Origin of the sequence: uncultured Rothia sp. (assembly GCF_937976295.1) — a bacterium.
Lineage (GTDB): Bacteria > Actinomycetota > Actinomycetes > Actinomycetales > Micrococcaceae > Rothia.
Genome location: NZ_CALJRY010000285.1, coordinates 1 through 10,941 on the forward strand (window position 1 = coordinate 1; position 10,941 = coordinate 10,941).

The 10,941-nt window shown below is 56.6% G+C and carries 10 protein-coding genes; 9 read left to right on the forward strand and 1 reads right to left on the reverse strand.

Annotation, left to right across the window (positions count from 1 at the left end; genetic code table 11):
• From Q0216_RS07545 to Q0216_RS07560, 4 genes are all read left to right on the forward strand, one after another.
• The coding region (locus Q0216_RS07545; RefSeq protein WP_298594219.1) for an S-layer homology domain-containing protein at nucleotides 1-643 on the forward strand (643 nt) is incomplete at its 5' end.
• A gap of 395 nt (nucleotides 644-1,038) precedes the next feature.
• The gene (locus Q0216_RS07550) at nucleotides 1,039-1,932 is read left to right on the forward strand and encodes an S-layer homology domain-containing protein (RefSeq protein WP_298594221.1); all 894 of its coding nucleotides are present in this window, start codon (nucleotides 1,039-1,041) and stop codon (nucleotides 1,930-1,932) included.
• 343 nt (nucleotides 1,933-2,275) lie between these two features.
• The gene (locus tag Q0216_RS07555; protein WP_298594223.1) at nucleotides 2,276-3,361 is read left to right on the forward strand and encodes a hypothetical protein; all 1,086 of its coding nucleotides are present in this window, start codon (nucleotides 2,276-2,278) and stop codon (nucleotides 3,359-3,361) included.
• A gap of 346 nt (nucleotides 3,362-3,707) precedes the next feature.
• A complete protein-coding gene (locus tag Q0216_RS07560) occupies nucleotides 3,708-5,336 on the forward strand; it encodes an S-layer homology domain-containing protein (protein WP_298594225.1) in 1,629 nt (542 codons plus the stop codon).
• A gap of 119 nt (nucleotides 5,337-5,455) precedes the next feature.
• Here the strand turns inward: Q0216_RS07560 and Q0216_RS07565 are convergent, their stop codons facing one another.
• A complete protein-coding gene (locus Q0216_RS07565) occupies nucleotides 5,456-6,388 on the reverse strand; it encodes a Nif3-like dinuclear metal center hexameric protein (protein ID WP_298594227.1) in 933 nt (310 codons plus the stop codon).
• Nucleotides 6,389-6,531: 143 nt separating this feature from the next.
• Between Q0216_RS07565 and msrA the strand changes: the two genes are divergently transcribed.
• The 5 genes from msrA to Q0216_RS07590 all read left to right on the forward strand — a co-directional run.
• The gene (msrA, locus tag Q0216_RS07570) at nucleotides 6,532-7,053 is read left to right on the forward strand and encodes a peptide-methionine (S)-S-oxide reductase MsrA (RefSeq protein ID WP_298594230.1); all 522 of its coding nucleotides are present in this window, start codon (nucleotides 6,532-6,534) and stop codon (nucleotides 7,051-7,053) included.
• Nucleotides 7,054-7,312: 259 nt separating this feature from the next.
• A complete protein-coding gene (locus Q0216_RS07575; protein WP_298594232.1) occupies nucleotides 7,313-8,083 on the forward strand; it encodes a DUF6318 family protein in 771 nt (256 codons plus the stop codon).
• A gap of 146 nt (nucleotides 8,084-8,229) precedes the next feature.
• Complete coding sequence (locus Q0216_RS07580; protein ID WP_298594234.1) at nucleotides 8,230-9,021, forward strand: DUF6318 family protein; 792 nt, start codon at nucleotides 8,230-8,232, stop codon at nucleotides 9,019-9,021.
• Between the two features lie 318 nt (nucleotides 9,022-9,339).
• Nucleotides 9,340-10,098, forward strand: coding sequence for a DUF6318 family protein (locus tag Q0216_RS07585; RefSeq protein ID WP_298594236.1), 759 nt, complete (start codon nucleotides 9,340-9,342; stop codon nucleotides 10,096-10,098).
• A 251-nt stretch (nucleotides 10,099-10,349) separates the two neighbouring features.
• Nucleotides 10,350-10,941: DUF6318 family protein (locus Q0216_RS07590; protein ID WP_298594238.1), on the forward strand; the 592-nt coding region annotated here is incomplete at its 3' end.

Sequence of the window (10,941 nt, forward strand, 5' to 3'; positions counted from 1 at the left end):
ACGCTCTTCCGATCTTATTTTCGTGACCGTGAACTACGCCGATGGTGGTAGCGAGCGCATCGCGGCTGATTATCTGACGCTGACCGGTGAGTCTGCTAACCAGAAGGCTCGTGAGCGTTTTGCTGATGTTCCGGCTGCTCACGCAAACCACAAGGCTGTTCTGTGGGCTGCTGATCAGAAGCTGCTTGATTCTCGTGAGAAGGATTGGTTCGGCGTTAATGATGATGCGACCCGCGGCGAGCTGACTGTTGCGCTGTACCGTATGGCTGGTTCCCCGAAGGTTGATTTGCCGGCTACTAGCCCGTACGCGGATGTGAAGACTGACGACCCGAACTACGCTGCGTACATTTGGGCTCGTCAGAAGGGCATTACTTTCGGCTGGTCTGATGGTAAGTTCCACGCGGATGCGTCTGTGTCTAATGCTACTGTTGCGGCGTTCCTGTACCGTTTTGACGGCAAGAAGCCAGTTGCTGTGACTGAGGCGCCGTACACCGATGTGAAGGTTGGTTCCGCGTTCTACCGTGAGATTGCGTGGGCTAAGCAGCAGAAGCTGCAGGTGTTCCCTGGCTCTGAGTACCACCCGTCTGCGCTGGTGAGCCGTGGTGAGCTGGCTGGTTTCTTGATGAACTACAAAGTCCGTTAGAGCTCTTAATGTTCGCTAGGGTTAGTCTCTAGGTTCTAGAGATTGTGCCGGGCTGGCGGCGATGAAACGTTGGTTTTATCCCGCTGGTCCGGCTTTTTGTGCCTCCTGCGGGGTACTGTTCCGCGGTTTTTCGGGGTATTTTCGCCGGTTAACACGCTAATGTGGGCTGTACCGCATGTGGGGCGCACCTCATGCGGTGCCCGCTATTGGGGGATTTTCGGGGTGTTCCGCTCCCCTTTTTCAAGATTGTTTCACAGAGTGTAAATTAATATTTTTCAAGCTGTGGTTTATGCTTAGGACTGTTGTGCCCCCTTGGTGTGCGCCCGTTTCCGGTTGGGCGTCTGTTGTGCGAGGGAGCCCATCACACACCGATACATCAACCACATTGAGGATTTATGTCCCAGGATTCTAAGCAGTCGACTGATACTGCCCATAATTCTTCTGCACCTCTTTCTGCACCTCTGCTGGCACCGGAGGGCACCCCCGAGGCTTCTTCTCAGGCTGACTCGAAGAAGCGTAAGCGCCGCCGTATTGAGCTGGCTGTTGGCGCTGTGGCGTTGGCGGGTGTTTTGTATCTGCCGTTCTCCCCTCTTTTCTCTTTTTATGATTCGTCGGAGGCGCGTCTTTCGTCGGCGAATACCGCGGCGCCGGCGACCGCTTCGGCCACCTCTACGTCTCCTCTGGTGTCGAGTTCTTCGACTCAGGGCCCGAAGATTCTGCGTCCGTCCGTAACGGCGCCGGATGCGAACACTATTTTTGCTGATGTCCCCGAGGATTCTGCGTACTATGCGGGTATCCGTTGGGCTGTTCGTACCCAGACGATGGAGCCGGTTTCTGAGGACACTTTTGGTGCTGAGGATCCGGTGACTCGTGGCGAGTTGATCACCATGTTCTATAAGCTGGCGGGTTCGCCGGCGGTGACCCGTCCGGAGCATTCGCCGTATGAGGATGTTGATGAGTCTGACCCGAACTATGATGCGTATCTGTGGGCGCGTCAGGAGCGTATTACTTCTGGTTGGGTTGATGGTAAGTTCCATGCGGAGGCGCGCCTGTCGAATGCTTCTGCTGTGGCTCTTCTGTACCGTGCTGACGGTGCGCAGAAGATTCAGATGTCGGGTTCTTCGCCGTTTAGCGATGTGTCGTCTGCGACTCCGTTCTACCGTCAGATTGTGTGGGCGTCTCGCCATGGTGTGTCGACGGTGTCTGAGGGTAATGCTTTTGAGCCGACGGCACAGACGTCTCGTGGTCGTGTTGCGATGATGATGTACCTGTATTTCCGCACTTCGTAGTTTTTACATTTCCTAGTTTTCGCACTTCGTTTTAGCGCTTTGTGTGAGCGTGTTTGGCGGCCCCGTACTCCCGTTTGGGAGTGCGGGCTTCTGTTTTTGGGGTTTAGCTTGCTGGGTTCAATTTTTAGTGGCTGGCCAACCTGTGAAAACCCTCAGAACCCTCAAGTCTCTCTTGAGTGTTTCCTGACATCTGTTCAACCCTTTGTTAGGGTGAGAGTGTCCCCCGAAACTGACGGGGATACTCGACCACTTTCTCATTGGGTTGGCGCAGATTCGACGAAGATTCCTCACTCCCTTTTAGAAACTGCATCGGCGCAATGGGCATGACCGATAAGGAATGATTATGTCCGCTCTTCCGAATTTCAAGGCTTCGTCCTTCTTCCGTGCAGCACGGGGTTGCGGTGCGTTGGCGTTGGCTGGCGCGATGGTCCTGCCGATGGCTCCGGCGCTTGCGCAGAATGCTGCTGCGGATGCTCCTGCAGCTGCGGCTGCTGTCGCCCAGAAGGCTGAGGCTGACGCGTTCGCCCCTCACTGGCGCTACAACGCTTTGAAGGATACCGGTAACGATCAGGTTCTGGATTTCTCTGGCTGGGGTTTCAATGGTGAGATTAACTCCCCGAAGGGTGTGCAGATTGTTGTGCGCGAGAATACTCTGAGGGCGCCGGTTCTGGCAACCAGCGACATTATCGAGTTTGACCACCCCACCGAGTCTTCGGCGTACCGTGACGGCAACCTGTACGGTAACGTGAATCTTCCGGCGAACACTCTGGATGCTTCGAAGAAGTACGTGATTGAGGTTTGGGCTAATGACGGTTACGGCGAGAACGGCGAGCTGATTGCGCCGGTCGTGGGCAAGTCCACTGAGGGCCGCGGTACCCTGCTCGCATGGCAGGACCTGGATCTGAACGGCACGAATGGTTACAGGGACGCAAACCTGCCCAACGCTCAGGATCCCAAGAAGGACGATGACCAGAAGCCTGCTCCTTCCGATGAGAAGCTGAAGACTCCCGCAACTCGCGGTGAGCTTACAGCTGCTCTGTACATTCAGGCGGGAACCCCCGAGGTGAAGCTGCCCGAGACCTCCCCCTGGCCGGATGTGAAGACCACCGACCCGAACTTCCCCGCTTACGTGTGGGCTCGTCAGAAGGGTATTACCTTCGGCTGGTCGGACGGTAAATTCCACGCTGATGCCGGCATTTCGAATGCTACCGTTGCGGCGTTTACTTACCGTGCGGCTGGTTCGCCCGCGGTTAAGGGCGACTCCCCGTACAGCGATGTGGCCCCCGGTTCGGCGTTCTACCGTGAGATTCTGTGGGCTCAGCAGAACAAGGTGGTGCTGAACGCTAGCGGCGCTTTTGATGCTCAGCACATGGTGACTCATGGTGAGCTGGAGACTCTGATTGAGGCGTTCCAGGCTCGCGCTAAGTAAGGTCGTTTAGACCGCCCACGTCCCCCTCGGGTTTTACTTTGAGGGCGCGTGCGGCGTGGCGCATCAAATAGCTCTCTGATTCCCCGTGCTCCCAAATGGTTTTCTGTTTGGGAGCGCGGGGTTCAGCTTTTAACAGCTACCGCTGTGTGAGATTTCTCGAAACCTTAAAGTATTCCTTGAGTGTTTCCTGACAATCGTTCAACGCTTTGATAGGGTGAGGATATCCCCAAAACCGAGGGGGATTTTCAACCACTTTTCTCATAGGGTGCGTGCAGATTCAACGGCGAATTCCCTATCCGCCGTTGAGCCCACAGAGCCCTGCGAGAAGCAACTTTAAGGATATGTTATGTCCTCACTTCCGAACTCTAAGTCTTCATTCCTCCGCGCGGCTCGGAACTGTAGCGCGCTCGCACTGGCGGGCGTGATGATTCTGCCGCTGACCCCGGTGCTCGCCCAGGACGCAGTGCCCACCGCAAACGTGCCTGTCACTAACGCACCAACTGCCAATACCCCCGCCTCTGCAACTCAGGATGTCGCGGATGAGCCGTCTTTCACCGTTGTCTATGAGGATTACTACTACCAGGACGGCCGTGACGTCTTCAAGCAAGAGGGCGACGGCCTGTACACCGGTGAGGACAGTAAAATTACGGTTCTGGGCACCGGCTTCACCAAGGAGTGGCGCAAGCAGCACGGCAAGGTAGTCATCTACATCGCACCCGAGGAGAACGTCCCCTACAACGCCCATCAGGTGACCGATACCCTCTTGCGGTTTGAAGAGGGCAAGGACTTCACCATTGACGATGACGGCACCTTTGTCGCCCCGCTGAAGGTTAAGGCTAATACTTTGCCGAGTTACTATACCCTCACGGAGTATTTTCCGGATATGACTCTGGACAAGGTGCGTTACGAGGTTGGCATCCTTGCCGAGCCCGAGGGCCAGCCGCAGTCGACCGTTCAGGATATCTGGGCTCGCAAGAACGTTGTGACGCATCACGGTCTGAGCACCAATGATTATCACTTCGATACCTTCGCACCTAAGTTGAAATACGACGCTTTGAAGGACCCCACGAAGGATCAGGAACTGCTGATTCAGGGTCAGGGCTTCGTAGGGACTGACATCCCCGGCGCTGAGGGCATGATGTACGTCATTCGCGAGAAGGGCACGGGTTCCCCCGTCCTGGTCATGAGCGAGATGAAGCATTACGTCCAAGGCGATGATGAATACGAGACGAGCCTGGAGGGAGGCTTCGCTTTCGTCAATCTCAAGATTCCAGCGAACACGCTGGATCCGTCCAAACAGTACGTCATTGAGGCGTGGAGCGACTACGGTTACCCCAGCAAGACAGATAAGACTCTCATCACCCCGATGGTGGGTTTTGCCCCGGAGCACCGCGGCGTTCTTTTGGCGCACCAGGATTTGAAGTTTGAGGGTGTCCAGCGGTTCACGAATGCTTACGTACCCGTAGAGGAACGTATGTACTTTTCGACATCGCTGAACGACGAAGAACGGAATCAGCCCGCCACCCGCGGTGAGCTGGCTTCCGCCCTTTATGAGATGAAGGGCAGCCCCAAGGTGGACCTTCCTGAAGTCTCTCCGTGGCCGGATGTGAAGACGGACAATCCGAACTACGCCGCCTACATTTGGGCTCGTGAAAAGGGTGTTACCTTCGGCGGACCTGACGGAAAGTTCCACGCGGAGGACGGTCTCACGAATGCAACCGTTGCCGCAATGATTTACCGTGCGTCTGGTTCACCGGAAGTATCGGGTGTTTCGTCCTTCCCGGATGTTACGCCGGATTCCGCGTTCTACCGCGAGATTCTGTGGGCTACCCAGCAGAATGTTATTACTCCCGAGACCGGCATGTTTGAGCCGAATCATGCTGTGACCCGCATTGAGTTGGACTGGATAACGTTCTATTACTGGCATCGTGTTATGCACCCTACCACTACCGGCCTGTATCGCATTGCTAACTAAGTAGACCGAGCCGGTTATAGCCCGGGCACCTCGTCACAACGGATGGGGTGCCCGGGCTCTTACGCATTGAGGGAATCTGCGCGGATTCTTCTAGAGTTCTCGCCCCTAGAATTCTCGCCCTAGAGTTCCCACGCGGCGGCGGGTTCGGTACTTGCCGAGTGCGCGTCCTGACCGGTTGCCACGCCGGTAGAGACGGTGAAGTCCCACGGGTCGGTGTTGAGTGCGGACAGCTTCGTTTCGATGGCGAAGCCGCGCTCGGCGAGCAGGGCACGCAGGCGGTTTGCCGCCGACTGCAGCCAAAGGGATTCGCTGGCGGCGTGGGAGCAGTCAATCAGGGCGATGTTGCTGCCGTCGATTCGTGCGGTTTCACGGAATTCGCTGGCGGGGTGGTGGCGCAGGTCGGCGGTAATGTACACCTGCGCGTCGGTGGCGCGCACAGCATCGAAGAGAGAGTCACCGGCACCACCGCAGAGGGCGACGCGGCGGATCGGCTGGTCGGCGCGTCCGGCGATGCGCAGGCCGCCAGCGGTTGCGGGCAGTGCCGCAGCGAGGCGTTCTGCAAGCTCCTTGAGGGTGATTTCTTCGGGCAGGGTGCCGAGGCGGCCGGTGCCTACCGCGTGTTCCTGGTCGTCGAGTACCTGGGTTTGCGCTTCGGTGAGCGGCTCGCGGTCAATCAGGCCGATAGCGTCGCAGAGTGCTTCGTTCACGCCTTCAACGGCGGCATCTGCGTTGGTGTGCGCGCCGAGCAGGCCGCATCCGCCTTCGATGAGGGTGTGCAGAACGTTGCCCTTGTAGTCGCTGTCGGGAATGAACTTTGCGCCGCGGAGCAGCAGCGGGTGGTGGGTGATGAGCAGCTGCGCGCCTTCGGCTACGGCTTCTTCGGCGGTGGCGGTGAGGGCGTCTACTGCGAAGAGGACGGTGCTCACTTTAGCGGCGCCACGTCCGGCGACGAGGCCGGAGGCGTCCCATCCGGCGGCGAGCTGCGGCGGGAAGAGCGTGTGGAAGGCGTCGACGACTTCTGCGAGGGTGGGGGTTTCTAGTTTTTCAGTCATACCTCTATTGTGGCAGGTGGCGGGATTGCAGACGGTTTATGCCGAAACCTGCGGCCGCGCAGGAATATTGTGCGACCCCGCGGTGTTCTTGAGGTAGTGTGGATTTTTATATCAGTTCGAGGCTCAATATTCGAGGAGGAATCATGACTGATGTTGTTCTTGCCGGCGGCTGTTTCTGGTGCCTGGATGCGGTGTACCGCCAGTTCCGCGGGGTTGAGGCGAGCGTCTGTGGCTACACGGGCGGCGATACTGCCGACCCCGATTATCGTTCGGTATGTTCGGGTGCGACCGGGCATCAGGAGGCGGTGAAGCTCAGCTTTGACCCGCAGGTGATTGATCTGGATACGGTGTTGGATATTTTCTTCACGAGCCACGATCCGACGAGCTGGGATCGTCAGGGTGCGGATACCGGTTCGCAGTACCGTTCGGTGCTTTTCTACGCGGATGAGCAGCAGCGTGAGGCGTTTGAGCGTGCGGTGGCGCGTGCTCAGCAGCTGTACTCCTCCCCCATTGTTACGGAGATTAAGCCGCTGGGCGTGTTCTATGAGGCTGAGGAGTATCACCAGAATTATTACGCGTTGAATCCGGCGCAGGGTTATTGTGCGTTTGTGGTGAGCCCGAAGGTGGCTCAGGCGCGCCGTAATTTTGCGCATCTGCTCCGTTAGTTGTTCTGTTAGCCGCTCTGCTAGTCGGTACTTCCGGTTCAGTCGAGGCGTATTACGTTGTTCACCCCGTAGCTGTCTTTTGTTGTGCGACAGCTGCGGGGTGTCTTCATATGCGCCCGGCTATTTGTTGTTCGCTTGTGCTTTACGGTTGCTGTCCTGTGCTTTGCGGTTGCTATAAGGTGCGCCCGGTATGATGGGGGTGTCGACTCACTCCCCTCATCCGTTACCCTCGCCCGTTGACCTCACCGAAAGACTGCTGATGACTAGCTCCTCTTCTAAGCCCGTCGCTTTGAGCCGCCGCACCGTGTTGGGTGTGGGCGGTGTTGGTCTTGCCGCCGTGTTGTCTGCGTGTGCGCGTACGGTGCATCCGCCGGTTGATATTGCTGAAGCTGAGTCGGCGAGCGCTTCGGTGAGCCCGTCTGCTTCACCGGCGTTGCCGTCTGCGAATAAGTCGTATCAGGGTAAGGTCACGTTCGATAACTTTGAGAAGACCGGCGAGTACGTTCCTGCCACTGCCGAGATGAAGGCACAGAACGTGCCCAAACCGATCATGCCGGAGAAGGTACAGGAGCTGAGTATTGACGGTATTTATGCGCTGATTGGCTATTGGATTTCTAGCTTTAATTATTTGGCGTTGACGGGTGATATTGAGCCGTTGAAGAAGACGAATCCTAGCGCTGACTACACCCAGGAGCTTGAGCCGATGGTTAAGCTCTATGAGACGGGGCGCGGCTGGATTTATGACACGAGTGAGCCGATGTCCGTGTACCTGACGACGGATACTCCCACGCAGATTGAGGGCGACCGTATTCTTTATTTCTGGCGTGCTCGTTCTCTGGTGGACCAGAATGCGAAGAGGCATCTGACGGAGGGTGATAACCGCGATAAGTCCCTGGTCGGGGCGGAAGATTCTCAGGGCCAGGCAATGAGGATTGTTGTGGAGTATAAGGAGGGTGCTTGGTTTATGAGCACTCAACAGGATAAGGACGCTGATAAGAGCACGGAATCTGCGAGTGCTTCAGCATCCTAATGCACTCATTGCAGCTTTGTAGCTTTTGCAGTTTTTTCGCACAAGAACATAAGTAGCAACATTTGATAGCCGTTCACGTGTTTAGGGTATGATGGGGATGTCAACTCACTCGTTTTCCTTTGTTGACGTACTTTGAAAGGCTAATCATGACGAGCCCTTCCCCCACCTCTGCCGGTATGTCCCGCCGCGTGGCGCTGGGTGCAACCGGTGCCGGTATGCTGGCTGCGCTGACGGCGTGCGCCAGCGATATTCGCCCGCTGGCTGATGGTAGCGCATCCAGCTCCCCTTCTGCTTCCGCGGGTGCGTCCGAAAGCGCATCCGCGAGCGCCTCGGCGTCTGCTTCTGCTTCTTCCGGCAAGTCCTATAAGGGCTTTGTGAAGTTCGATAACTTCGAGAAGAACGGCGAGTACATTCCTGCCACGGCTGAGAAGAAGGCGCAGAACGTGCCCAAGCCTCTCGTGCCGGGGAATATGAACGAGCAAAACGTTGATGGCTTGTATGCATTCATTGGTTACTGGCTGGCGAGCTTCAACTATGCGTTGATGACCGGTGATACTGAGCCGATGAAGAAGGCTGACCCTGCAGATGTGTATGCTAAGAGCCTGGAAGAGTTTGCGCTCATGTACGAGAACAATCTGGGCTGGATGTACGGTACGGATACCCCGGTTACTCTTGAGCTGATTACTGGTTCGCCGCAGAAGGCTTCCGGTAGCACTACCCGTTACAACTGGCCGGGTTACATGAACTACAGCGCCGACGCGAAGATTCACATTGTGGGCAAGTCTGACCGGCCCTTTAAGACGGACTCGAGCCCGAACGGTCAGCTGATGAAGGCTGCTGTGGAGTACAAGGACGGTAAGTGGTTTATGCTCACCGGCGATGAGGACTCTTCTTCGGCGACTTCCGGTTCTTCCTCTAGCTCTTCTTCTTCTGTCTAGGACTCTCGTCTTAGCTAGCTAAGACATAACAGCTTGGGATGAGCTTCTCCCCCGCCTGCGGTAATGCACCGTGGGCGGGGTTTCTTTGTGCCAAAGTTCTGCCGAAGCGCTGCCAGAAATCTGTCGGAACCCTGCCAAAATTCTGCAGAAACCCAGGGAACACTCAGGGGGAAACCCTGCGGATGCTCGGGGTCGGCGGAGGGTGCCTCGGGTACGCTTAACGTATATACATTGACGTACTGCATGCGGTCTTTACCTGCAGGTTGTGAGCCCCGTGCTGACGGCTTTGAGGGTGAAGGTTCCGACGAAGGACTTCCGATGACTACTTTCTTCACTCGACGTACCGCCCTGGGTGTTGCTGTTGCTGGTGCGCTTTCTGCGTTGACTGCGTGCGCGAGCGATATTCGCCCGCTGGCTGGTAGTACCGGCTCGGCTTCTCCGTCGGAGGCGGCGACCGCCTCCGAAACTGCCTCCGCATCGGCGTCTGCGAGCGCGTCTCCTTCAGCTTCTGCGGGCGCTTCTGCATCTTCGGGCCTTCCGTCTTCGGGTAAGTCCTATAAGGGTGCGATGAAGTTCGATAGCTATGAGAAGACCGGCGAGTATGTTCCGGCGAGTGCTACGAATCCGGCTGAGAATATGCCGAAGCCTGTTCCTCCGGCGAATATGCAGGAGCACAGCGTTGATGGTGCGTATGCTTTCTTGAGTTTCTGGCTGGCGAGCTTGAACTATTTGATGATGACGGGTGACCCGCACCCGATTGAGATTGTTTACCATGATGGCTACGGCTGGGAGAAATATCCCAGCACGATTAAGCTGTATGCATCGGGTGCTGGTTGGGTGTACGGTACGGAAACTCCGTATATTGTTGAGCTGCTAACGGACGCTCCGCGTGAGGTGCCGGGTAGCGATAATACTCGCTTTATTTGGGAAGGCTATTCCTACATGGACCCGAAGATGATGCGCCATTTTAGGAATCAGCCGGAGAAGGCGACGAGTGCTGATGAGTCGAAGAAGAAGGTGGCGAGGTTCCGTCTGGAGTACAAGGACGGTAAGTGGGAGCTGTCTAGCGCCGCTTAGTTGCCGTCTGGCGGAGGGTTTTCCTCTCGTGGTGATTTCTCATGGTATAAGACCCCGCACCTGGTAAAACGCTGGGTGTGGGGTCTTAATTTTCTGAACATGCGAGGTGGTCACAGGGCTATCTGGTGGCTCTCGGGTAACCTTAAATGTATATACATTGACGTACTGATAGGTCTTTACAGGGCGTCTACGCCTGCTCTGTTGCTGGGCGTCGTTGTTTGTTCTGTATTGGCTCCAACGAAGGGCTTCCGATGACTGCTTTCTTCACTCGACGTACTCTCCTGGGGGTTGGCGCGACCGGTATTCTTGCGGCGCTGACTGCTTGCGCTAGCGATATTCGCCCGCTGTCGCAGGGTTCCGGCGGTTCCTCCGGTTCGCCTTCTGCTGCTTCTGGTGCGGCTTCTTCTTCTGCGAGCGCCTCTGCGTCGCCCTCGCCCACTGATGATCACACTCCCGGCTCGTATGTTGGCCCGATTAAGTTCAATAACTACGAGCGGAACGGCACCTACATTGCGGCGAGTGCGAATGCGCCGGCGCAGAACGTGCCGAAGCCCCTCATCCCGGAGAAAATGAAGGAGAACAGCCCCGAGGGTGCCTACGCTCTGATGGGTTATTGGCTTGCCTCCCAGAATTATCTGATTCTGACCGGCGATGTTGAGCCGCTGATGCAGGCGGACCCGGCAAAGGCCTTTTTGAAGAACTCTAAGACCATGATTAAGCTCTACGAGTCGGGCCTGGGTTGGATTTACGGTTCGGATCAGCCGTACAAGATTGAGATTGCGGAGAACGAGCTTCAGCCGGTTGCTAATAAGCCGGACCGTTATGAGTGGCTTGTGACCGTCG

Bases quoted from the DNA above. Each gene is read 5' to 3' on its own strand.
- Q0216_RS07550 (WP_298594221.1), top strand. From the start codon at position 1,039: ATGTCCCAGGATTCTAAGCAGTCGACTGATACTGCCCATAATTCTTCT.
- Q0216_RS07555 (WP_298594223.1), top strand. From the start codon at position 2,276: ATGTCCGCTCTTCCGAATTTCAAGGCTTCGTCCTTCTTCCGTGCAGCA.
- Q0216_RS07560 (WP_298594225.1), top strand. From the start codon at position 3,708: ATGTCCTCACTTCCGAACTCTAAGTCTTCATTCCTCCGCGCGGCTCGG.
- Q0216_RS07565 (WP_298594227.1), bottom strand. From the start codon at position 6,388: ATGACTGAAAAACTAGAAACCCCCACCCTCGCAGAAGTCGTCGACGCC.
- msrA (WP_298594230.1), top strand. From the start codon at position 6,532: ATGACTGATGTTGTTCTTGCCGGCGGCTGTTTCTGGTGCCTGGATGCG.
- Q0216_RS07575 (WP_298594232.1), top strand. From the start codon at position 7,313: ATGACTAGCTCCTCTTCTAAGCCCGTCGCTTTGAGCCGCCGCACCGTG.
- Q0216_RS07580 (WP_298594234.1), top strand. From the start codon at position 8,230: ATGACGAGCCCTTCCCCCACCTCTGCCGGTATGTCCCGCCGCGTGGCG.
- Q0216_RS07585 (WP_298594236.1), top strand. From the start codon at position 9,340: ATGACTACTTTCTTCACTCGACGTACCGCCCTGGGTGTTGCTGTTGCT.